This is a genomic window from Streptomyces violascens (assembly GCF_014649955.1).
Lineage (GTDB): Bacteria > Actinomycetota > Actinomycetes > Streptomycetales > Streptomycetaceae > Streptomyces > Streptomyces violascens.
Window position 1 is genome coordinate 431083 of sequence record NZ_BMUA01000003.1, and the last position, 22255, is coordinate 453337.

The window sequence follows — 22255 nt, forward strand, 5'->3', positions numbered from 1 at the left end:
GTTTCGTCCCCTTTAAGTCTAGATTCGGGCGAAGCACCAGAGGCCGAGCATGAGGAAGGCCGCGCCGAAGGCGCTCGACAGCACGGCCGAGGCGACCGGGGAGACGCCGTGTGCGACCGGCGTGCGGCGGCGCACGCAGGATGCCGTCCACAGCAGCAGAGCGCCCCCGAACAGCACGAACACCGTTCCCGCGAAGACGGCCGGCCCCGTCTCGGTCCCACCCATTGCGTTCATGCGCGCGATCCTGGTCACGGCGCGGCACTCCCAGACAGAGCCGGGGCCGCATTCCGGAGAACGCCGGGTGAACGGTCACCCGATCATGCACATTTCAGCCAGATCCGCCCTGTCGTCAGAGCCCGTCGAGGCGTCGTACGTCACAGGGGCGTCGAGCGTCACATCACCTCGGGCGTGGCCCGCCGCCTGCCGCACTCCATCAATGCGGAGAGGGACGGCTGGAATGCGCCGTCGGGCCGACTGCAGTACGTCACCCGTCGTACGCGTCCACCCTGGCCGCGACTGCCGGGGCACGTTCGCTCCGGCGAGCAGCAGGGCGGAACTGGCCACATTCGATACGGGGAACGCCTCCCGCATGCGCAGGCCGGGCACGCCGAGCGCGAGCCCGGAGGCCGAGCGGGCGACGACGGCATCGCGCTGAGCCGGGTCGGCGTGGCCGACGGTGGTCGGCGGACCGGCGGGGCGTGGTCGGCGGACCAAGGCCAACTGCCCTGGCACGGCGCCCCGTCCACGCGGCTGCGCAGCCGCAGGGCGCCGAGCCGAGCGGTATCCCGAGCCAATCCCCGCCGTCTCGAACGTCCACGCCCCGACCAGGACTTCGGCCTCGTCGAGCCGTCGCATGCTCGGCCCTGCGCCGGTCAACGCGCCGTTCCCATAGGCCCGGTGGATGTCCCCCGTGCCGCCTCCCTCCTCGGGCTACTCCGCCACCGGCTCCAGGAAGCCCTGCTCGACCAGGAGCCGGATCGCCTCAGGCGTACGGTCCCGCAGTCGCACCGGGTCCTCGTCGATCAGCTGGGCGATCGCGTCCAGGATCCGTCCGGCCGGCAGCTGCCCGTCGCAGACGCCCGCGAATCCGGCGCCCACCGTGTCCACCTTGGTGGCCCGGCGCATGCCGCGGTTCTGCCGCAGCACCACGTGCTCCGGGTCCTCCGCGCCCGGCAGCCCCACCTGCTCCTGCACCACCTCGTCGGCCAGGCGGAACCGGTCGGCGAGCAGCGCCGCGTCGTCGTGGCGGCGCAGATAGTCCTGCCGCTCGAAGTGCGCGTGCACGGCGTCGCCGAGCGGCTGCTCGACCGGGTGCGGCCACTCCTCGGCCACGATGGACGGCTGCTCGCTGTCCGTGCGGCGCAGGGTGATCCAGCCGAAGCCGACCGCCCTGGTCTTGCGCGCCTCGAACTCGTCCAGCCACGCCTCGTAGCGCTCCGCGTACCGGGCCGGGTCGGTGTGGTGGTCCCCGGCGTCGCGCAGCCACAGCTCGGCGTACTGGGTGATGTCCTGGACCTCGCGCTGCACGATCCAGGCGTCGCAGCCGCGCGGGACCCAGGAGCGGAGCCGGTCCTGCCACTCCTCGCCCTCGACGTGCTGCCAGTTGGCCAGGAACTGGGCGTACCCGCCGGGGTTGAGCCGCTCCCCCGCCTGCTGAACGAGCGTGCGGCACAGATCGTCCCCGCCCATTCCGCCGTCCCGGTAGGTGAGCCGGGCACCGGGCGAGATCACGAACGGCGGGTTGGACACGATCAGGTCGTACGTCTCCTCGCCCACCGGCTCGTACAGCGAGCCCGTCCGCAGCTCGGCCTCCGGCGCGCCGGACAGGGCGAGGGTGAGCCGGGTGAAGTCGAGCGCGCGCGCGTTCAGGTCGGTGGCGGTGACCCGGGTGGCGTGCTGGGCGGCGTGCAGCGCCTGGATGCCGGAGCCGGTGCCGAGATCGAGGGCGGAGCCCACGGGCCGCCGGACCGTGATGCCGGCCAGCGTCGTGGAGGCGCCGCCGACGCCGAGCACCATGGCCTCGTCGCGGCCGCTCGCCCCGCCCGCGCCGCCGACCGCGCAGCCCAGGTCGGAGACGATGAACCAGTCCTGCCCCTCGGGCCCGCCGTAGGGCCGCACGTCCACCGTGGCCCGCACCTCGTCGCCGTCGCGGACCACCCAGCCGTCCGCGAGGGCCTCCTCCAGCGGCAGGGCCGCACGGGCGCTCTCGTACGCGACGGGCTGCTGGAGCAGGAACAGCCGCACCAGCGTGTCGAGCGGCGCCTCGCCGCGGGTGGCGCGCAGGGCGGGGACGGTCTCGCTGCGGGCCAGCGCGGCGTACGCGGGCGCGCCGAGCAGGTCGAGCAGGCCGTCGGCGGTGAAGGCGGCGGCGAGCAGGGCGTCACGCAGGCGGGCTGCGTGATCGGGCGCGGGAAGACTGGTCGTACTCACCCGGCCATTGTGGCCGCTGCCGCTGACAATCACCCCATCACGGCCGTGGCCCGGCCCCCGTTGGGGGGAGCCGGGCCACGATCGAGGGCGCCTACGACTACGACTTCGGGCTCGCCGAGGACGAGGCCGCGCCGGACGGCGATGCGGAACCCGAGGGCGAGGACGACGCGGCCGGGGCGCCCGCTCCCGAACCGGAGGGCGCCGGGGCGGACGGCGTCTGCTTCTGGCAGCCGGGCTGCTTCTGCATGGCCTTTCCGATGTCGCCGGACTCCAGCTTCTTCAGGGAGGCGTCACCCGTCGAGCTGATCTTGCCGAGCTCGGTCGCGATGTCCTCCAGGCCCTTGGCGAACGCCGCCTGGTCGCCGGCGTTGAGCGCGTCGACCTTCTTCTTGAGGTTCGCGTACGACACGGAGGAGGCGTTCAGTTCCTTGACGGCCTCCTGCTGGGTGGTGGCGCCGTCCTTGACCGGCGGAGCACCGGCCTTGTCGACGGCGGCGCCCAGCGCCTTGTAGGCGTCCGAGATCTGCTGGAAGGCGGCCGAGTCGGTCTTCTGCACGTCGGCCGGCTTGCTGTCGTCACGCGTCTGCGCCTGGATGGCGGCGTTGGCGTCGGTGATCTTCTTGAACTGGGGCTGGGCCGTGTTGCAGAAGGTCTTCGCCCAGTCGTCGACCTTCTTGTTGGAGTCGTCGCTGCAGCCCGACAACGTCAGCATCAGTACCGCACCGCCGGACAGTGCGGCTGCAAGCTTCTTGTTCACCGGTTTGGTCCCTTCCAAGGCTCTCGGCCCCGGAACATACACGCCAAGTGGGCGACAAACGCTTGCCGTACGTGTGATCTGCCCCCTATTGCAGCCATTTGCACCAAGCAGAACGGGCGGACGGTGTGTCAAACCCCACCGTCCGCCCGCCCTTTGCCCGCCCTACGGCTACGAAACCACCGCCGGGTCAACTGACTTCGCGACCCGCTCGTTGTTGCCGTCGTCACCCACGGCCACGCTGCGCCGCTTCGAGACGTACACCGCGCCGACGATGACGAGGACGGCGAGCGCCGCCACGATCCCGCGTACGGCCGGGTTCGCGTCGCCTCCGTAGGAGAACTTCACGATGGCCGGCGCGATCAGGAGTGCCACCAGGTTCATCACCTTGAGCAGCGGGTTGATCGCGGGGCCCGCGGTGTCCTTGAAGGGGTCGCCGACGGTGTCGCCGATGACGGTGGCGGCGTGGGCCTCGCTGCCCTTGCCGCCGAAGTGGCCGTCCTCGACCAGCTTCTTGGCGTTGTCCCAGGCGCCGCCCGAGTTGGCGAGGAAGACCGCCATCAGGGTGCCGGTGCCGATCGCGCCCGCGAGGTAGGAGCCGAGGGCTCCGACGCCGAGGGTGAAGCCGACCGCGATGGGCGCGAGCACCGCGAGCAGGCCGGGGGTTGCCAGCTCGCGGAGCGCGTCCTTCGTGCAGATGTCGACGACTCGCCCGTACTCCGGCTGCTCGGTGTAGTCCATGATCCCCGGGTGCTCGCGGAACTGCCGCCGCACCTCGAAGACCACCGAACCGGCCGACCGGGACACGGCGTTGATCGCGAGCCCCGAGAAGAGGAAGACGACCGCCGCGCCCAGCATCAGGCCGACCAGGTTGTTGGGCTGTGAGATGTCCATGCTCAAGGTGAGCTCGCCCGCCTTGGCGTGGACGTCGTTGACGGCCGTCCCGATGGCGTCCTTGAAGGAGCCGTAGAGCGCCGCGGCCGCCAGTACGGCGGTGGCGATCGCGATGCCCTTGGTGATGGCCTTGGTGGTGTTGCCCACGGCGTCCAGATCGGTGAGCACCTGGGCGCCCGCGCCCTGGACGTCGCCGGACATCTCCGCGATGCCCTGGGCGTTGTCGGAGACCGGGCCGAAGGTGTCCATGGCGACGATCACGCCGACCGTGGTCAGCAGACCGGTGCCGGCCAGCGCCACCGCGAACAGCGCGAGCATGACCGAGGTGCCGCCGAGCAGGAAGGCCCCGTACACGCCGAGACCGATCAACAGGGCGGTGTAGACGGCCGATTCGAGGCCGATGGAGATACCGGCCAGGACGACGGTGGCGGGCCCCGTGAGCGAGGACTTGCCGATGTCCCTGACAGGACGCCGGGTCGTCTCGGTGAAGTACCCCGTCAGCTGCTGGATCAGCGCCGCGAGCACGATGCCGATGGCGACGGCGACGAGCGCGAGGATCCGCGGGTCGCCCTCGTGACCCTTGATCACGTCGTCCGTGACGCCGTTCAACTTGGCGTACGAAGACGGCAGATAGACGAAGACCGCGACGGCCACCAGGACCATCGAGATCACCGCGGAGATGAAGAAGCCGCGGTTGATGGCCGACATTCCGCTGCGGTCGGCGCGCCGCGGGGCGACCGCGAAGATGCCGATCATCGCGGTGACCACGCCGATCGCCGGGACGATCAGCGGGAAGGCGAGGCCCGAGTCGCCGAACGCCGCCTTGCCGAGGATCAGCGCCGCGACCAGGGTCACGGCGTACGACTCGAACAGGTCGGCCGCCATGCCGGCGCAGTCGCCGACGTTGTCGCCCACGTTGTCCGCGATGGTGGCGGCGTTGCGCGGGTCGTCCTCGGGGATGCCCTGTTCGACCTTGCCGACCAGGTCGGCGCCGACGTCGGCGGCCTTGGTGAAGATGCCGCCGCCGACACGCATGAACATCGCGATCAGGGCCGCACCGAGGCCGAAGCCCTCCAGGACCTTGGGCGCGTCGGCCGCGTACACGAGCACGACGACCGAGGCGCCGAGCAGGCCGAGGCCCACCGTGAACATGCCGACGACGCCGCCGGTACGGAAAGCGATCTTCATGGCCTTGTGGGAGACCGCGGTGAGATCCTTTTCGGGTTCGCCTTCCGAGGGAGTCGCCTCCCGGGCGGCGGCCGCGACGCGCACATTCGCGCGCACGGCGAGGCGCATCCCGATGTATCCAGTCGTCGCCGAGAAGACGGCGCCGATCAGGAAGAACACGGAACGGCCTACGCGCTGCGACCAGTTGTCGGATGGCAGCAGGAACAGCAGGAAGAACACCACGACGGCGAAGATGCCGAGGGTGCGCAACTGCCGGGTCAGATAGGCATTTGCGCCTTCCTGCACGGCAGCCGCGATCTTCTTCATCGAATCGGTGCCCTCGCCCGCGGCGAGGACCTGGCGCACCAGCAATTGCGCGACGATCAGGGCCGCCAGCGCGACAGCCGCGATGACGATCACGATCATTCGGTTGCCGTCGGTCAGTACCGCGGCAGCCAGGGATGTGGGGTGGTCGAGTTCCGTTGGGTTGAAGAGCCCCGCCATTCGTCCTCCTTGACGCTCAGAGCTCAAGATGTGGACGGATTGTAGGTAGCGGAACACGATCAAAACAGGGCGCCGCAAATGGAATTGACCTTCATCGGCTCATCAGAGAGAGATCCGGTCACGAGAATGCCCCCGAAAGCGGTAATGGGGCAAAAGCATTGACGCTTGATCGACGATCTAGGTACGGGGCCCGGAAATCTTGCCCGGAAAATGAAAAAGGCCCTGCTCAGCAGGGCCCGTCCCAATATCGAAAAGAAGTGGATCAGGGAAGCACCGTGGCCGGTGTGGTCGGCCAGCTCATCCGGATGACACCACCGGACTCGCCGGAGGTGACCTCCACATCGTCCACAAGCCCACTGATGACAGCGAGGCCCATTTCATCCTCCGCGCCGTCGTCGAGCTCGTCGTCCGGCGCCGGGCCGCCGCGCACCCCCGGCACCGCCGAGGCGCCGACACCCGACCCCGGCACCTCGTCGCCGACCTCGATGGAGAACAGCTTCTCCTCCTCGGTCAGGACGACGCGGACGGGGGCATCGATGCCGTGCGAGCGGTGCAGCCCCACGGCACGGCTGCACGCCTCGCCGACGGCGAGTCTGACCTCGTCGAGCACTGCCTCGTCGACCCCGGCCCGGCGCGCCACGGCGGCCGCCACCAGACGGGCCGTCCTGACGTGCTCGGGCTGGGCACTGAAACGGAGTTCAACGGTGGCCATTGGCGATCCCCCTCGAACGTACGGGCGTACATCTCAGGGGCCCCGGGCCACAATGCCGCCCGGCGCCCCTGTCCTTCCTCCGGAGCCGTCGAAGGACGGCCACCGTCAGTCGGTCGCGTTGACGGCCTCGTCGACCGAGCCGTGGATCGGGAACACCTTGGTGAGCCCAGTGATCCGGAAGATCTTCAAAATGCGCTCCTGGTTGCAGACCAGGCGCAGCGAGCCCTCGTGCGCGCGCACGCGCTTGAGCCCACCGACGAGCACACCCAGGCCGGTGGAGTCGAGGAAGTCCACGCCCTCCATGTCGACAACCAGGTGGTAGCTGCCGTCGTTCACCAACTCGACCAACTGCTCGCGCAGCTTGGGCGCGGTATACACATCAATCTCGCCACCGACCTCGACGACCGTACGGTCGCCACCAGGGCCGGACACATTGCGAGTCGACAGGGACAGGTCCACGGATCCTCCAGCACCTTGCTATCGAGCGGCCGCCCCCTGAGTCTCCCCGGCGGAGCCAGAGAACGGATCGCCAGCCGCGATGGCATTCAATCACTTACCAGCAGCCATGCACGACGCCTTGGGACCATTGTCCGCTACGCCAGTGACACACTCGGTGCCGATGGCCAGGAAACAGCGCCCCAGAACACCCGCCGACAGCACGGGTGAACGACCCGACCCCGGCACGGTCCTCGACCGGCTCACCGCAGGGGCAGACCGGGCTGCGCGCATCACTCATACGGAGCACTTGCCCCCGCGCGCGGGCCGTCATGCAGTCTGGCCACACCTCATCCGCCCGGAAGTGATCAACGCCATTCAGGGCGCCGGCGTCGAGCATCCCTGGGCCCATCAGGCCACCGCCGCCGAGCACGCCCTGAACGGCGAGTCGGTGGTGATCGCCACCGGCACCGCCTCCGGCAAGTCGCTCGCCTACCTGGCGCCCGTCCTCAGCACGCTCCTGGACGGCTCCGAGGCCCCCAACGGCCGCGGCGCGACCGCGCTGTACCTCGCCCCGACCAAGGCCCTGGCCGCCGACCAGCGCCGCTCGGTGAAGGCCCTCGCGGCCCCGCTGGGCAACGCGGTCCGGCCCGCCGTGTACGACGGGGACACCCCGGTCGAGGAACGCGAATGGGTACGCCAGTACGCCAACTACGTCCTCACCAATCCGGACATGCTGCACCTGGGCATCCTGCCCTCCCACCCCAGGTGGGCCTCCTTCCTGCGCGCCCTGCGCTATGTCGTCATCGACGAGTGCCACACCTACCGCGGCGTCTTCGGCTCCCACGTCGCCCAGGTCCTGCGCCGTCTGCGCCGCCTGTGCGCCCGCTACGGCGCCGATCCGGTCTTCCTGCTCGCCTCGGCCACGGCCGCCGAGCCCGCCGTCGCCGCGGGCCGCCTGACCGGCCTGCCCGTCGTCGAGGTCGCCGACGACGCCTCCCCGCGCGGCGAGCTGGTCTTCGCCCTGTGGGAGCCCCCGCTCACCGAGCTGGCCGGCGAGAAGGGCGCCCCGGTGCGCCGCACCGCCATCGCCGAGACCGCCGACCTCCTCACCGACCTGGCCGTGCAGGGGGTCCGCACGGTCGCCTTCGTCCGCTCCCGGCGCGGCGCGGAACTGATCTCCGTCATCACCCAGGAGCGCCTGTACGAGGTCGACCGGACCCTCGCTCGGCGTGTCGCCGCCTACCGGGGCGGCTACCTCCCCGAGGAGCGCCGCGCCCTGGAGCAGGCCCTGCACTCCGGCGAGCTCCTGGGCCTGGCCGCCACCACCGCCCTGGAACTCGGCATCGACGTCTCGGGCCTCGACGCCGTCCTGATCGCGGGGTACCCGGGCACCCGGGCCTCGCTGTGGCAGCAGGCGGGCCGGGCCGGGCGCTCGGGCCAGGGCGCCCTGGCCGTCCTGATCGCCCGCGACGACCCGCTGGACACCTACCTCGTCCACCACCCCGAGGCGCTGTTCCAGCAACCCGTCGAGTCCACCGTGCTCGACCCGGACAACCCGTACGTCCTGGCCCCCCACCTGTGCGCGGCGGCGGCGGAACTCCCGCTCACCGAGTCCGACCTGGAACTGTTCGGCCCCGCGAGCCCGGAACTCATGCCCCAGCTGGAGCAGGCGGGACTGCTCCGGCGCCGCAGCAACGGATGGTTCTGGACCCGCCGCGAGCGGGCCGCCGACCTCACCGACATCCGGGGCGGTGGCGGCCGCCCGGTCCAGGTGGTCGAGGCCTCGACGGGACGGCTGCTCGGCACGGTCGACGCGTCCGCCGCCCACACCACCGTCCACGACGGCGCCGTCCACCTCCACCAGGGCCGTACGTACCTGGTGGAACGCCTGGACCTGGAGGATTCCGCCGCCCTCGTCGAGGAGGCGAGCCCGCCCTATTCGACCGTTGCCAGGGACACCACCTCCATCTCCGTCCTCTCGACCGACACCGAGATCCCGTGGGGAGCCGGCCGCCTCTGCTACGGCTCCGTCGAAGTCACCAACCAGGTCGTCTCCTTCCTGCGCCGCAAACTCATCACCGGCGAGGTGCTCGGCGAGACCAAGCTCGACCTGCCGCCCCGCACCCTGCGCACCCGGGCCGTGTGGTGGACCGTCACCGAAGACCAGCTCGACGCCGCCCGCATCAACCCGGAGATCCTCGGCGGCGCCCTGCACGCCGCCGAGCACGCCTCCATCGGAATGCTGCCGCTCTTCGCCACCTGCGACCGCTGGGACATCGGCGGCGTCTCCGTGCCGCTGCACCCGGACACCCTGCTGCCCACGGTCTTCGTGTACGACGGCAACCCGGGCGGCGCCGGTTTCGCCGAGCGCGCCTTCCACACCGCCGCGCGCTGGCTGGCCGCGACGCGCGAGGCAATCGCGTCCTGCGAGTGCGAGGCCGGCTGCCCGTCCTGCATCCAGTCGCCCAAGTGCGGCAACGGCAACGACCCGCTGCACAAACGCGGCGCCGTCCGCCTCCTCACGGAACTGCTGCGGGGAGCCCCCGAAGAGCCGGAGACGGCCCCGCCCGGGCCCTGACGCTCGGCGCGTACGGGCCGAACCTCGCCCGCACCCGTACGTCCGCGATCTCTCCGGACACCGTGCAGCGCACCATCTCCGCGCCCTGGGCCCGGGCCACCTCGGTAGCCTTGGCGCAGGCATCCGGCGAGCCCCACAGGGCCCGGTCGGCCGCCGCGAGCGCGGCCAGGTCGGCGGCGCCTCCGGCCCGGTGCCGGGCAGCCACCGCCTGGCCGAGGCACAGCACGGCCGCGAACACGGCGCACATCGTGGCGGCCGTGAGCGCCACCCACACGGTGGCGGAGCCCCGGTCGGCGCAACTCCGTTCCTGCGTACATCGGTTGTGCAGAGCTCTGCCCAGCCCCTCCACAGGGTCTCGGACCCACCGGCTCACGCGACCTCCCGTCCGCCGGTCCGCAAGACCCCGCATCCGCCGGTTCACGAGCCCTCCCCCACCGTGTCCTCGGCCAGTGCCGCGGCCTCGGCGCTCAGCGTCACGGCCAGGTGGTGCGGACCGGGCGTGGCGGACTCCACCCGGACCCGCCACAGCTCCCCGGCCCGCCGCACCGTGACCGTGGCGCCCTTGGGTGCCGCCGACCTGGCCGCCGCCACGGCCACGGCCTCCGGCTCCGAGCGGGCCGCCGCGCGCGCCCCGGCCCGGGCCGCGTCCACACACCGGATCTCCGCCGAGGCCGCCGTCAGCGCCCAGAGCAGCGCCAGCGCGAACCCGACCAGGGCAGGAATCGCCACGGCCGTCTCGGCCGTCACGAACCCCCGGTCGCCCCGCCACCGCCGTCCGCGCTCAGAACTGCACATCGAGCGCCCTGGTGATCAGCTGGGTCAGCGCCGACACAACCCCGCCACTGGTGACGACCTTGTACAGAATCGCCGCGAAGGCGCACGCCGCGAGGGTGCCCACGGCGTACTCGGAGGTCGTCATCCCCGCGTCCCCCCGCACCCTGCGCCGCAGCGCGAGCCCCCAGAGCCGCATCCGCCGCGCCATCGCACCGACCTGCCGATTGATTACCGTGCCCATGAGTCCCAGCTCCTTTGATTAATACGTACGTTGAATGACGGGCCTGTCGTACGGGTGAGTCGCCCGAGCGGTTCGGCGAGGTGCACCCCTTCACCGCCTGAGCAGCCCTCCCGCGAGCCCGATCACCACCGGGGCAACCCCCGCCGCGAGGAAAGCCGGGAGGAAGCAGAGGCCCAGGGGACCGGTGATCAGTACGCCCGCTCGTCTGGCCCGCGCCGATGCCTCGCGGGTCCGTTCGGCCCGGCAGCGCTCGGCCACCCTCGCGACGGGCCCCGCCGCGGGAGCCCCCGATGAAGCCGCCCGCTCCAGGCAGCGGGCCAGCTCGGCCGCGCCCGGCATCGCCCCCAACCGCCCCCACGCGTCAGCCGGTTCACCGCCCATGCGCAGCTCGGCGGCGACCTTGCCGAGCCGTGCGCCGACGGGCCCTTCCAATGAGGCCCCGACCGCCCCCGCCGCCTCGCGCGGCCCGGCCCCGGCCGCGAGACAGGCGGCCAACAGGTCTGCCGCGAGCGGAAGTTCGCGGGGCGCCGCCCGGGGCGCACCGTCCCCCTCCCCTCGGGCCCGGCGCCGACGCCCCCACACCCAGGCCCCGTACGCCGCCGCCAGTCCCGCCAGTACGCCCCCGATCCCGCCGACCAGTACATAGCCGGCCGCCAACGCCCCGAGCGGGGCTCCCCCGCGCTTGGCTCGGGCCGTCCACGCCGGGCTCCATTTGCGGCGCGAGGGCAGGGTGAGCGCCTCGAGGGCCAGCAGTGCGGCCGTCCGGCGCCGCACCCTGCGCTCCTCATGGCGCCGCGCCACGCCCAGCACCGTCCACAGGACTAGGGCAACCACCCCCACCGCCGCCCCCAGCCTGTGGACAACCTCCGGCGACCACAGGCTCATCGCCCCTCCCCGGCCCGTACGATCCGCGCCGCCCACCACACCCCTGCGGTCTCCAGAACCGCGGCCACCAGCAGGCAGCCGAGCCCGGCCGGGCTGTGCAGCAGCACCCGCAGCGGGCTCGCGCCCATCGCCGTGCCGAGTACAAGCCCCAGAGCCGGCAGGAGGGCGAGGAGAAGCACGGTGGTGCGGGGGCCGGCCAACTCGGAGCCGAGTGCTTCCTGTTGCTCCCGTTCCGCCCGCAGCGCGCTCTCCAGGCGTTCCAGGCCGGAGGCGAGCCCCGCCCCGCCGTCCACCGCGACCTGCCAGCACGCGGCGACCCCGGCGAGGCCCTCGGCGCCCGGCTCCCTGGCCGCCTCGCGCAACGCCCCCGGCACATCGCCGCCGAACTTCGCGGCCGCCACCACGGAGGCCGTCGCCGTGCCCAGGGCCGCCGTGTCCCGGGCGGCCGCGGCCAGCGCCTGGCCGGGCTGACGGCCTGCTCGCAGCTCCCCCGCCACGGCGGCGCACCAGGCGATCACCTCGTCGGCCCGCCGTGCCCTGGCCCGCTCGCGCTCCCGGGCCCGCAGCCGCCGCCCCACCAAGGGCACTGCCACCGCCCCTACGACCAGCGGGAGCACCGATCCGCCCAGGACGGCGAGCACAAGACCCAGCGGCAGGCACAGCCACTCCATCCGCCACCGCGCCCGGCCCCGCATCCCCTCGAGCAACCGCCCGAGAGGCGACGCCCCGGAAGCGCCGTCCCCGGCGGCGCTTCCGGCTCCCGCGAACATCAGCCGGGCCCGCCGCATCCCCTGGTCCTGCCCGGCCCACATCCAGGCGGCCGCCCCCGCGCACATCGCCGCCCAAGCGGGCAGCCCCACCTGAAGATCCGTCACCACGCACCCCCGACCAGCGCCCGCAGCCGCTCCCAGCCCGAGTCGCGCTCGAACCCCGCCGCGCCCCACCGCAGCGCGGGCACCGTCACCACCAGCCCCGCCGCGTCGCGCTCCAGGACGCGCACCTCGGCGATCCGGCGCTGCCCATCCCGATCGCGTACGAGATGGACCACCACCGACAGCGCGGCCCCCAACTGGCTGTGCAGCGCGGCCCGGTCGAGCCCGGCCGCCGTGCCCAGCGCTTCAAGACGGGCCGGTACATCTGCGGCGGAATTGGCATGGACCGTCCCACAACCTCCCTCGTGGCCCGTGTTCAGAGCCCCCAGCAGATCCGTCACTTCGGCGCCCCGCACCTCGCCCACGACCAGCCGGTCCGGCCGCATCCGCAGGGCCTGGCGCACCAGGTCCCGCAGGGTCACCAGACCCGCGCCCTCCTGGTTGGCGGGCCGTGATTCGAGGCGCACCACATGCGGATGGTCGGGCCTCAACTCGGCCGAATCCTCGGCCAGTACGATCCGTTCGCCCTTTCCGACCAGGCCGAGCAGGGTGGACAGAAGCGTGGTCTTGCCGGTGCCCGTGCCGCCGCTCACCAGGAACGACACCCGGGCTTCGATCAACGCCCGCAGCATCCGCTCACCATCGGGCGGCACCGTGCCCGCCTCGGCGAGCTCGGCCAGCGAGAACGCCCTCGGCCGCACCACGCGCAGCGCGAGACAGGCCGAGCCGACGGCGACCGGCTCCAGGACGGCATGCATCCGGGTGCCGTCCGGCAGCCGGGCGTCCACCCAGGGCCGGGCGTCGTCGAGCCGGCGTCCCGCCACCGCGGCGAGGCGCTGGGCGAGCCGGCGCACCGCCGCCGCGTCGACGAAGCGGACCCCGGTCAGCTCCAGCCCGCCGCCCCGGTCCACCCACACCCGGTCGGGCGCCGAGACCAGGACGTCCGTGACCTCCGGGTCGGCGAGCAGGGGCTCAAGAGGCCCCGTCCCGACCAGCTCGGACCGCAACTCCTCGGCCCCGCCGAGTACTTCGGCGTCGCCGAGCAACCGCCCCTGAGCGCGCAGCGCGGCCGCGACCCTGGCCGGGGTGGGCTCGGCCCCGCTCTCGGCAAGGCGCTGCCGTACGGCGTCGAGCAGCGGCGGGCCCGCGCCCTGTACCGGCGCCCTGCTGGGGCGCGCCCCGCCGGCGGCCGGCATCGACGCACTCAAGGAGGACTGCACCGTGTTCATGACACTGCTCCCCCGGCGAGGCCGCCTGCCAGTGCCTGGCCCCAGAAGGCCGTACAGAATCTGGCCAGTGGACCGCGTGGCGCACTCCCGGGCGGCGCACCACCCTCCTGCGCCTCCAACAGACCTGATTCCACCGGGAGTTCACCCGCGAGCGGCAGACCCAGCGCGTCGGCCACCCACTGCTCGTCGAGCCCGGACGCGTACGGGCCCCGTACCACCGCGCGCAGATCGCGCAGCACCATGCCGACCGCGGAGGCGACCCGGTTCGCCGCCGCGACCGCGCGCAGCTCGGCCGGGACCACCAGAAGCCCCAGGTCCAGCTGGGCGAGCGCCTCGACCACCGCATCGTCGACGCGGCGCGGCAGGTCCACGACGACCACCCCGCCGCGCCGGCGGGCCGCCGCGAGCACCGCACGCATCGCCTCCCCGGGGATCACCACCGAGTCCCCCCGGTCCCAGCTCAGCACCCTCAATTGATGCAGCCGCGGCAGCGACTCCTCCAGCGCGCCCCCGGCGACCCGCCCCCGCGAAGCGGCGAAATCCGGCCACCGGCGGCCATCGGCCTGCTCCCCGCCGAGCAGGACGTCGAGGCCCCCGCCGAGCGGATCGCCGTCGATCAGCATGGTGCGCTGCCCGGACCGGGCGGCGGTCACCGCGAGGGCGCAGGCCAGCGTGGAGGCCCCGGCACCGCCTCGTCCGCCGATCACTCCGACGGTCAGGGCCGGGCGCCCTACGCCTTCGGCCGCGTCCGCGATCCGGTCGACGAGCCACGGCTCGGCGTCGGGCAGCCGCAGCACATGGTCCGCGCCGAGCTCGACCGCGGCCTGCCACACGCCGGGGTCGTCCTGGTCCCGGCCCACCAGGAGCACCCCGCGCCTGCGGGCCGATCCGAGCAGCCGGGGAGCGGCGTCGTCGCCGACCAGGATCAGTGGTGCACTCTCCCAGCCGCCCTTGCGGTCGGGCACGCCGTGGCACACCTCGGGTTCGGTGCCGGCCGCCGCGCACAGGCGCAGCAGATCGTCGAGCAGCTCCTCGTCCTCGGTCACGATCAGCGGTCCGCCGCGCCGCCCCTCCGTACCCGGCGGCCGATCGGAAGCCATGACTCCGTCCACGATTTCCGCCCCCTCTCACTCGGATTCCCGTGTCCGCGTTCTTCGCGAACTGGAATCACCGTGGAGGGAGACTCGAAATAATGTGGATCTTGATCGAAATCTGTGGACAACTATCCGCGTTGTGAATATCCCGTTCACCTATACCGGTGACTTCCGGAGCGCAGCGCAACCGCTACGCACAGTGACGAGTCTCAGGCATGGAAGAGCGACAGGCGCGAGTCGGCAAGAGGGGGACGACGATCGGATCCAAGGGCCGAAAACGCATCCGGACATGCGACGACCCCCGCCGGGGGGGAGAGCGGGGGTCGTCCCCACGGCCGACTCGGGGGGGGAGGAGTCGGACCGGGTTAGCACGGTCGCGAACGATCCGTGACTTCCATGGTGTACCCGAGAGCCTTCTCAGGCAAACCCACGCGCCCCAGCTTACGCCGAATGGTGGGCGCCTATGCTCGGGCTCGTGGAAAACCACTCGTTGCCGCGAACCGCCGCCTTCTTCGACTTGGACAAGACAGTCATTGCCAAGTCGTCGACACTGACCTTCAGCAAGTCCTTCTATCAAGGAGGACTGATCAACCGCCGCGCCGTACTGCGCACCGCGTACGCGCAGTTCGTATTCCTCGCCGGTGGCGCCGACCACGATCAGATGGAGCGGATGCGCGAGTATCTGTCCGCCCTCTGCAAGGGCTGGAACGTCCAGCAGGTCAAGGAGATCGTCGCCGAGACCCTGCACGACCTGATCGACCCGATCATCTACGACGAGGCCGCCTCGCTGATCGAGGAGCACCACGCCGCCGGCCGCGACGTGGTCATCGTGTCGACGTCCGGCGCCGAGGTCGTCGAGCCGATCGGCGAACTGCTCGGCGCGGACCGGGTGGTGGCTACCAGAATGGTGGTCGGCGACGACGGCTGCTTCACGGGGGACGTCGAGTACTACGCCTATGGGCCGACGAAGGCCGAGGCCGTCAAGGAGCTGGCCGAGTCCGAGGGATACGACCTGGCACGCTGCTACGCCTACAGCGATTCGGCAACCGATGTGCCGATGCTGGAGTCGGTCGGCCACCCCCACGCCGTCAATCCGGACCGGGCACTGCGCCGCGAAGCGGCCGCCCGGGAATGGCCGGTTCTCGTCTTCAACAGGCCGGTCAGTCTCAAACAACGGCTGCCCGTCATCAAGATGCCGCCCCGGTCGGCGCTGCTGGTCGCGGCAGCGGTCGGAGCGGCCGCGGCGACCGCGGGTCTCGTCTGGTACGCCAGCCGCCGGCGTGGCTGCGACTCTGCTTGAGGCGGTGCACGAACCCGCCCGAAGGGTGTTCCTGGAGAGCACACGAGGAAACGGTCGTCCGCTTTACCCCTGTTTGAACCTAAAAGTAAAGAACTGGGGTCAGGGGTTTCGCTTCCCGCCATACGGGAGTAGAAAGGACTCAACGGCCCGCGAGACCTGGGACATCCGAGAGGATCACCTTCTACGCAATAAAGGCCCCACGGACCGAGCATGAACATCGAGCACCCACGCGACGTCGACCCGTCGATTACGGGCCAGCCGCACCAGGTGAACGGGCAGAGAATCCCGGCCTGATGGGCAATTTTCGAGGACGCTTGGTAACACGGTGGACATGCCAGCGGCGGTATCGGACATCGATACCGCCGCAACCCTTTTCCCGTACGAAATGTACGACTTCAGGTGTACGCACTGTACGGCTTGGGGCTCCCAGGGGAGGGCGAACCGGGGGCCCGTCGCGAGCAGTCGGGCGAACCTGCCGCCTACGCGGCGCCTCGCTGCAGCGCCTCGCACACCGCCGTCGACTCGCGCACACCCAGCTCGACCGCCTTGCCACAGTGGGCGATCCAGGCCGCCATGCCCTGCGGGGTCCCCGAGGCGTAGCCGTCGAGCGCCGCCGCGTAGGCCGCCCGCCCCAGCTCCGCATGACCGACCTCGGCCGGGCAGATCGCCTTCGGGTCCAGGCCGCTGCCGATCAGCACGATCCGCTCGGCGGTGCGCGCGACGAGTCCGTTGTACGAGGCGAAGGGCCGCAGCGCGAGGAGCTCTCCGTGCACGATGGCGGCGGTCACCAGGGCCGGGGCCGAGCTGCCCGCGATGATCAGTTGGGAGAGGCCTTCGAGGCGCCCCGCGACCTCGTCCGCGTCCGGCAGGGAAAGTTCGATGAGCGGCTCGTCGACGGCTTCGCCGTGCTGACGCGGCCGGCCGACCGCGTCACCGGCGTCCGCGGCGGCGACCAGGTGCAGCCGGGCCAGCACCCGCAGGGGCGACTGCCGCCAGATGGAAAGGAGTTGGCCCGCCTCGGCGGTCAGTCGCAGTGCGGCGCCGACCGTGCGCGCCTCGGGCTCGCTGCCGAAGTCGGTACGCCGCCGCACCTCTTCGAGGGCCCAGTCCGCGCCGGACAGGGCGGCACTGCCGCGGGCCCCGCGCAGTGCCGCTTCCGAGGTGATCTCGTTGCTGCGGCGCCGCATCACACGGTGCCCGTAGACCCGGTCCACGGCCTTGCGCACGGAGTCCACGGCGTCCGGGACGCCCGGCAGCCCACCGAGGGCGACGAGAGGGTCAGCGGCGTTCGTACTCATAGGTAAGGAGGCTACGCGTCCGCAAGCCGCGCCCCACCTTCGAGTGGTCTTCTTCACTCGGCATGCATACATAACGCCACCATGCAATTACCCTTGGTGAACATGAAGATCGCTTTCGTGGGGAAGGGCGGCAGCGGCAAAACCACGCTGTCCTCGCTCTTCATTCGTCACCTCACCGCCAACGAGGCCGCCGTCGTCGCGGTCGACGCCGACATCAACCAGCACCTCGGGGCCGCGCTCGGGCTCGACGAGGAGGAGGCCGCGGCCCTGCCCGCGATGGGCGCGCACCTGCCGCTCATCAAGGAGTACCTGCGCGGCACCAACCCGCGGATCACCTCCACCGAGACGATGATCAAGACGACGCCGCCCGGCCACGGCTCCCGGCTGCTGAGGGTGCGCGAGGCGAACCCGGTGTACGAGGCGTGCGCGCGCCGGGTGGTGCTCGACGACGGGGACATCCGGCTGATGGCGACCGGCCCGTTCACCGAGTCCGACCTGGGCGTCGCCTGCTACCACTCGAAGGTCGGCGCGGTCGAGCTGTGCCTGAACCACCTGGTGGACGGCGTGGACGAGTACGTCGTCGTCGACATGACGGCGGGCTCGGACTCGTTCGCCTCCGGCATGTTCACGCGCTTCGACATGACCTTCCTGGTGGCCGAGCCGACCCGCAAGGGCGTCTCGGTCTACCGCCAATACAAGGAGTACGCCCGGGACTACGGGGTCGGGCTCATGGTCGTCGGCAACAAGGTGCAGGGCCAGGACGACGTGGACTTCCTGCGCGCCGAGGTCGGCGACGACCTCCTGGTGACGGTGGGCCACTCCGACTGGGTCCGCGCGATGGAGAAGGGCCGCCCTCCGCGGTTCGAGCTCCTGGAGGCCGACAACCGGCTCGCCCTGCAGACGCTCCAGGACGCGGCGGACGATTCGTACGGGAACCGGGATTGGGAGCGCTACACGCGGCAGATGGTGCACTTCCATCTCAAGAACGCGGAGAGCTGGGGCAATGCGAAGACCGGGGCCGACCTGGCCGCGCAGGTCGACCCCGCCTTCGTGCTGAGCGAGGGGCTGATCGCCGAGGTCAGTGAGCCGCAGCCTGCCTGACGGCCGGCTCGGGCGCCGCGGGCTTCAGCGGGGCGACCGGCTTCCCGGGGGCCCCGGACTGGGCGGCCTCCAGGGCTGCCCAGCCGCCCTTGGGTGCCTCGCCGACCTTCAGCGCGTTGAGCTTGGCGAGCACGGCCGGGTCCTGCGCGTCCAGCCAGTCGGCGAGCTGACGGAACGAGACGCAACGGACGTCGCGCTTCACGCACACCGTCCTGATGGTGTCCTCGATGGCGCGCATATAGGTGCCACCGTTCCAGGACTCGAAGTGGTTGCCGATGATCAGCGGGGCGCGGTTGCCGTCGTAGGAGCGGGCGAAGGCCTGGAGGAGGCCGTCGCGCATCTGGTTGCCCCAGTACTCGTGCTGATCGGCGTCACCGGTCATCGCGTTGGACTGGTTCATGTAGAAGTTGTAGTCCATGGACAGCGTCTCGAAGCCGCGGCCCGGGACGGGTACCAGCTGCATCGACAGGTCCCAGACGCCGTTGTCGTTCTTCTTCGGCCACACCTGGTCGTTGACGGCGCTGGTGTCGTAGCGGAAGCCCATCTGGCCCGCGGCCGCGACGAAGTTCTTGCGTCCCTCCAGGCACGGGGTGCGGCCGCCGATGAGTTCCTTGTCGTAGTCGAACGGCAGCGGCGCCTCCGCCTTCATGCCGGAGTTCGTCTTCCAGTTCTTCACAAAGGACTTGGCTTGCGCGATCTCGCTCTTCCACTCGTCCACCGACCAGGTGCCGACACCGCCCTCGGGGCCGCAGAAGTGGCCGTTGAAGTGGGTCCCGATCTCGTTGCCCTCCTGCCACGCGGCACGCAGCTGGGTGACGGTGTCCTTGATGCCCTTGTCGTCATTGAAACCGATGTCCGAGAGGCCCGAGGAGTGCTTGGGCGCGGTGTACAGGCTCGCCTTGGCCTCGGGGAGCAAGTACACGCCGCTCAGGAAGTACGTCATGGTCGCGTTGGACTCCTTGGCGACCTGGCGGAAGTGTGAGAAGAGCTTCTGGCTGTCCTCGCCCGCGCCGTCCCAGGAGAACACCACGAACTGGGGCGGCTGCTGCCCCGGTTTGAGCTTCTGGGCCTTGAGCAGGTGCGGCTGGAGCCCGGTGTACGCAGTGGAGCCGTCCCCGATGAGATGGGGCGCGATCTTGGGGGCGGCCGCGCCCTGCGGGCCGGCGTGCGCGCCCGGCCCGGCCGGGTCCGAGGAACAGCCCGCGGCTCCGGCGGCCAGCGCCGCGGCGATGACACCGACAGCGATCCTCCGGGTGGCGTGCGTGGCTTCGATCATCCGCCCACCTCTTTCTTGCGGTTATGTGATTGACATGCCGTCACGGCGCCGCAAAAGTCGCACGCAACCCCAGGGGCAGAGGTGCGACAAGCCGGTTGAAAAGCTGCTTATTCACCCTTCAGAGTGAATAACTGGCCCATTTGCCCCAAATGGGAAGCGCAATACTTTACTCTGCATTACGATTCGTTTACCGAGAGTTGAGAGTCCCGCCGCTGCACGCCGTGACCCACGGCCGCGACCCCACGTTCCGCGATCGCGCTGCCCGGAGGAGACGGGAACATGCCTGCTTGCGTACCCCCTCGCGCCAAGACCCCACCTCGCACCCCTCGCATACGGCGACCGCACCAGGTGTCTCCTTCCGGGGACGGGTCGAGGCGCCGCTTCCGGATCAAGGGCGCCGACGTCTCGGCGTCCATCACCGTCTTCCTGCTCGCCGTCCCGATGTCGCTCGGTCTCGCCGTCGCCATCGACGCGCCCCTGGAGGCCGGCCTCATCGCGGCCGGCGTCGGCGGGATCGTCGCCGGGCTGCTCGGCGGCTCGCCCCTGCTCGTCAGCGGGCCGTCGGCCGGCCTCACCGTGGTGTCCGCCGAGCTGATCCAGACCTACGGCTGGCGCACCAGCTGCGCCATCACCGTGTGCGCGGGTCTGCTCCAAGTCGCCCTGGGCTCACTCAAGGCCGCGCGCTCCGCCCTCGCGGTCAGCCCCGCCATCGTGCACGGCACGCTCGCAGGCATCGGCGCCGCCATCGCGCTCGCGCAGCTCCACATCGTCCTCGGCGGCTCCCCGCAGAGCTCGGTCGTGGACAACGCCCTCGCCCTGCCCGAGCAGTTGGCCCAGGTCGGCCCCGCGGCCCCCCTCATCGGCGCGCTGACCATCGCCGTACTCCTGCTGTGGCCGCGCGTTCCCGGGCGCATCGGAAAAGCCCTGCGCCGGATCCCCGCCGCACTGGCCTGCGTGGTGGTCGCCACCGGCGTCGCCGCGCTCGCCGCGCCGCACATCGCCCGGGTCGCCCTGCCCTCCTGGGACGCGCACGTGCTGCCCGAGCTGCCGCAGGGGCCGGTGCTCGGGCTCGCCGCCGCCGTGCTCACCGTGACGCTGGTCGCCAGCCTGGAGTCGCTGCTCTCCGCGGTCGCCGTGAACCGCCTCGCGTCCGAGCGGCCGGGCACCACGGCCCCGCCGCGCGCCGACCTCGACCGCGAGCTGCGCGGCCAGGGCATCGCCAACGCCGTCTCCGGGCTGCTCGGCGGCATGCCCGTCTCGGGCGGCGCGGTGCGCGGCAGCGCCAACGTCCGGGCGGGCGCGACCGGCCGCGCCTCGACCGTGCTGCACGGCGTGTGGGTGCTGCTCGCGGCCGGGCTGCTCGTGTCCGTACTGGAGTGGATCCCGCTGGCCGCGCTGGCCGCCCTGGTCATGATGGTCGGCATCCAGATGGTCAACTTCGCGCACATCCGCAACGTCCACAAGCACCGCGAATTCCTGGTTTACGTGGCTGCCGTCGGCGGAGTGCTCGTCCTGGGCGTGCTGCAAGGGGTGGTCCTGGGGATCGCGGTGGCCGTGGCCGTCGCGCTGCACCGGCTCGCCCGTACCCGGATCACCGTTCAGGAGGAGGCCGGCGGCACGTATCTGGTGCGTGCCCGCGGCCAGTTGACGTTTCTCGCCGTGCCCCGGCTGACCCGGGCGCTCAGCCATGTCCCCCAAGGAGCCGACACCATCGTGGAGCTGGACGGGTCGTTCATGGATCACGCCGCCTTCGAGGCGCTGCAGGGCTGGCAGGACGCGCACCACGCGCGCGGCGGCAACGTACGCATCACCGGGCGCGCCGGCGGCAGGGTCGCCGAGCCCGCCTCCACCGCGCACACGTGCTGCCGCCCCTGGACGCCGTGGCGCAACCACCACTGCCACGACCAGCCGCCACAGCGCGCCCACGGGCACCAACTGGCCAGCGGTCTCAGCTCGTTCCAGCGCAACACCGCTCCCCTGGTGCGCGACGAGCTGGCCCGGCTCGCCCGCGAGGGCCAGCGACCGCAGCAGCTGTTCATCACCTGCGCGGACTCCCGCCTGGTCACCAGCATGATCACGTCCAGTGGGCCGGGCGATCTGTTCACCGTCCGCAACATCGGCAACCTGGTCCCGCCGCCGGGCGCGGAAGGCGTCGACGACTCGGTCGCCGCGGCCATCGAGTACGCCGTGGACATCCTCCAGGTCCAGTCGATCACCGTCTGCGGGCACTCCGGCTGCGGCGCGATGCAGGCGCTGCTCAGCAGCAGCCCCGAGGCGCCGATGACGCCGCTGCGCCGCTGGCTGCGGTACGGCAGGCCGAGCCTGGAGCGGATGGCAAGCCCACGGCACTCCTGGGCCCGGATCGCCGGGCGGCTGCCCGCCGATGCCGTGGAACAGCTCTGTCTGACCAATGTCGTCCAGCAGTTGGACCATCTGCGGCAGCACGAATCGGTGGCCCGCGCGCTGGAGGCCGGCACCCTCGCCCTGCACGGCATGTACTTCCATGTAGGCGAGGCGCAGGCGTATCTGCTGGCTCCGGACGACCACGCGGAGGTCTTCGTAGGCGTCGGCGTCAACCTCCTGGAGGACACGCACGCCTGAACCTGCCGCGCCTCGTCGAGAACGTACGGCCTCTCCCGACCGGCCTCCCCGGCCGCAGGAGAGGCCGTCCGCATGCCGCGCCGACGGCCGGCGAGCCCTACAGGTCT

The 22255-nt window shown here is 71.5% G+C and carries 20 protein-coding genes; 4 read left to right on the top strand and 16 right to left on the bottom strand.

Translation table 11 applies throughout. The features are described 5' to 3' along the window. Nucleotides 1–18 precede the first annotated feature (18 nt). The 7 genes from IE206_RS10315 to IE206_RS10345 form a co-directional block, all read right to left on the bottom strand. On the bottom strand, nt 19–234 hold the full coding sequence (locus IE206_RS10315; RefSeq protein WP_226598554.1) for a hypothetical protein: 216 nt from the start codon (nt 232–234) through the stop codon (nt 19–21). 75 nt (nt 235–309) lie between these two features. Further along, entirely contained in the window at nt 310–714 is a 405-nt protein-coding gene (locus tag IE206_RS10320) for a hypothetical protein (protein WP_189961747.1), read from the bottom strand. Between the two features lie 216 nt (nt 715–930). Beyond that, a complete protein-coding gene (locus IE206_RS10325) occupies nt 931–2430 on the bottom strand; it encodes a DUF7059 domain-containing protein (protein WP_189961748.1) in 1500 nt (499 codons plus the stop codon). Nucleotides 2431–2527: 97 nt separating this feature from the next. Further along, nucleotides 2528–3187, bottom strand: coding sequence for a small secreted protein (locus IE206_RS10330; protein WP_189961749.1), 660 nt, complete (start codon nt 3185–3187; stop codon nt 2528–2530). Nucleotides 3188–3355: 168 nt separating this feature from the next. Continuing rightward, the gene (locus IE206_RS10335; protein WP_189961750.1) at nt 3356–5749 is read right to left on the bottom strand and encodes a sodium-translocating pyrophosphatase; all 2394 of its coding nucleotides are present in this window, start codon (nt 5747–5749) and stop codon (nt 3356–3358) included. 262 nt (nt 5750–6011) lie between these two features. Further along, on the bottom strand, nt 6012–6461 hold the full coding sequence (locus IE206_RS10340) for an ATP-binding protein (RefSeq protein ID WP_189961751.1): 450 nt from the start codon (nt 6459–6461) through the stop codon (nt 6012–6014). A 105-nt stretch (nt 6462–6566) separates the two neighbouring features. Next, the gene (locus IE206_RS10345) at nt 6567–6920 is read right to left on the bottom strand and encodes an STAS domain-containing protein (RefSeq protein ID WP_053728100.1); all 354 of its coding nucleotides are present in this window, start codon (nt 6918–6920) and stop codon (nt 6567–6569) included. Between the two features lie 79 nt (nt 6921–6999). Between IE206_RS10345 and sftH the strand changes: the two genes are divergently transcribed. Further along, nucleotides 7000–9477 carry a DEAD/DEAH box helicase gene (sftH, locus tag IE206_RS10350; RefSeq protein ID WP_189961752.1) on the top strand — a complete coding sequence of 826 codons (2478 nt, stop codon included), beginning with the start codon at nt 7000–7002 and terminating at the stop codon, nt 9475–9477. On the opposite strand, the gene IE206_RS10355 is transcribed toward sftH, so the two are convergent. The 7 genes from IE206_RS10355 to ssd all read right to left on the bottom strand — a co-directional run bounded on the left by IE206_RS10355 (nt 9419) and on the right by ssd (nt 14578). Next, the gene (locus IE206_RS10355) at nt 9419–9850 is read right to left on the bottom strand and encodes an Rv3654c family TadE-like protein (RefSeq protein ID WP_226598553.1); all 432 of its coding nucleotides are present in this window, start codon (nt 9848–9850) and stop codon (nt 9419–9421) included. The genes sftH and IE206_RS10355 overlap by 59 nt on opposite strands. 44 nt (nt 9851–9894) lie before the next feature. Beyond that, complete coding sequence (locus tag IE206_RS10360) at nt 9895–10224, bottom strand: TadE family type IV pilus minor pilin (protein ID WP_189961753.1); 330 nt, start codon at nt 10222–10224, stop codon at nt 9895–9897. A 34-nt stretch (nt 10225–10258) separates the two neighbouring features. Next, on the bottom strand, nt 10259–10492 hold the full coding sequence (locus IE206_RS10365; protein ID WP_189961754.1) for a DUF4244 domain-containing protein: 234 nt from the start codon (nt 10490–10492) through the stop codon (nt 10259–10261). 90 nt (nt 10493–10582) lie between these two features. Beyond that, nucleotides 10583–11377 (bottom strand): type II secretion system F family protein, encoded by a 795-nt coding sequence (locus IE206_RS10370; RefSeq protein WP_189961755.1) that lies wholly within the window; start codon nt 11375–11377, stop codon nt 10583–10585. Further along, nucleotides 11374–12252, bottom strand: coding sequence for a type II secretion system F family protein (locus IE206_RS10375; protein ID WP_373300899.1), 879 nt, complete (start codon nt 12250–12252; stop codon nt 11374–11376). The genes IE206_RS10370 and IE206_RS10375 overlap by 4 nt, the downstream gene beginning before the upstream one ends. Then, nucleotides 12249–13445: a TadA family conjugal transfer-associated ATPase gene (locus tag IE206_RS10380; RefSeq protein WP_189961907.1), complete on the bottom strand. Its 1197-nt coding sequence runs from the start codon at nt 13443–13445 to the stop codon at nt 12249–12251. Before IE206_RS10380 ends, IE206_RS10375 begins: the two co-directional genes overlap by 4 nt. 29 nt (nt 13446–13474) lie before the next feature. Then, entirely contained in the window at nt 13475–14578 is a 1104-nt protein-coding gene (ssd, locus tag IE206_RS10385) for a septum site-determining protein Ssd (RefSeq protein WP_189961756.1), read from the bottom strand. A gap of 457 nt (nt 14579–15035) precedes the next feature. On the opposite strand from ssd, the gene IE206_RS10390 reads away from it, so the two are divergent. Further along, nucleotides 15036–15872: an HAD-IB family hydrolase gene (locus IE206_RS10390; RefSeq protein WP_189961757.1), complete on the top strand. Its 837-nt coding sequence runs from the start codon at nt 15036–15038 to the stop codon at nt 15870–15872. Nucleotides 15873–16351: 479 nt separating this feature from the next. Here the strand turns inward: IE206_RS10390 and IE206_RS10395 are convergent, their stop codons facing one another. Further along, nucleotides 16352–17170: a Fic family protein gene (locus IE206_RS10395; protein WP_189961758.1), complete on the bottom strand. Its 819-nt coding sequence runs from the start codon at nt 17168–17170 to the stop codon at nt 16352–16354. Between the two features lie 102 nt (nt 17171–17272). Here IE206_RS10395 and IE206_RS10400 point away from each other — a divergent pair, with 102 nt between their 5' ends. Continuing rightward, the gene (locus tag IE206_RS10400) at nt 17273–18271 is read left to right on the top strand and encodes an ATP-binding protein (RefSeq protein WP_189961759.1); all 999 of its coding nucleotides are present in this window, start codon (nt 17273–17275) and stop codon (nt 18269–18271) included. On the opposite strand, the gene IE206_RS10405 is transcribed toward IE206_RS10400, so the two are convergent. Continuing rightward, complete coding sequence (locus tag IE206_RS10405) at nt 18249–19547, bottom strand: polysaccharide deacetylase family protein (protein ID WP_189961760.1); 1299 nt, start codon at nt 19545–19547, stop codon at nt 18249–18251. The two genes, IE206_RS10400 and IE206_RS10405, sit on opposite strands and share 23 nt — an antisense overlap. Before the next feature lie 279 nt (nt 19548–19826). On the opposite strand from IE206_RS10405, the gene IE206_RS10410 reads away from it, so the two are divergent. After that, a complete protein-coding gene (locus IE206_RS10410; protein WP_189961761.1) occupies nt 19827–22148 on the top strand; it encodes a bifunctional SulP family inorganic anion transporter/carbonic anhydrase in 2322 nt (773 codons plus the stop codon). Nucleotides 22149–22255 lie beyond the last annotated feature (107 nt).

Bases quoted from the DNA above. Each gene is read 5' to 3' on its own strand.
- IE206_RS10315 (WP_226598554.1), bottom strand. From the start codon at position 234: ATGAACGCAATGGGTGGGACCGAGACGGGGCCGGCCGTCTTCGCGGGA.
- IE206_RS10335 (WP_189961750.1), bottom strand. From the start codon at position 5,749: ATGGCGGGGCTCTTCAACCCAACGGAACTCGACCACCCCACATCCCTG.
- IE206_RS10340 (WP_189961751.1), bottom strand. From the start codon at position 6,461: ATGGCCACCGTTGAACTCCGTTTCAGTGCCCAGCCCGAGCACGTCAGG.
- sftH (WP_189961752.1), top strand. From the start codon at position 7,000: ATGGCATTCAATCACTTACCAGCAGCCATGCACGACGCCTTGGGACCA.
- IE206_RS10365 (WP_189961754.1), bottom strand. From the start codon at position 10,492: ATGGGCACGGTAATCAATCGGCAGGTCGGTGCGATGGCGCGGCGGATG.
- IE206_RS10370 (WP_189961755.1), bottom strand. From the start codon at position 11,377: ATGAGCCTGTGGTCGCCGGAGGTTGTCCACAGGCTGGGGGCGGCGGTG.
- IE206_RS10380 (WP_189961907.1), bottom strand. From the start codon at position 13,445: ATGCCGGCCGCCGGCGGGGCGCGCCCCAGCAGGGCGCCGGTACAGGGC.
- ssd (WP_189961756.1), bottom strand. From the start codon at position 14,578: ATGGCTTCCGATCGGCCGCCGGGTACGGAGGGGCGGCGCGGCGGACCG.
- IE206_RS10390 (WP_189961757.1), top strand. From the start codon at position 15,036: ATGCTCGGGCTCGTGGAAAACCACTCGTTGCCGCGAACCGCCGCCTTC.
- IE206_RS10395 (WP_189961758.1), bottom strand. From the start codon at position 17,170: ATGAGTACGAACGCCGCTGACCCTCTCGTCGCCCTCGGTGGGCTGCCG.
- IE206_RS10400 (WP_189961759.1), top strand. From the start codon at position 17,273: ATGAAGATCGCTTTCGTGGGGAAGGGCGGCAGCGGCAAAACCACGCTG.
- IE206_RS10405 (WP_189961760.1), bottom strand. From the start codon at position 19,547: ATGATCGAAGCCACGCACGCCACCCGGAGGATCGCTGTCGGTGTCATC.
- IE206_RS10410 (WP_189961761.1), top strand. From the start codon at position 19,827: ATGCCTGCTTGCGTACCCCCTCGCGCCAAGACCCCACCTCGCACCCCT.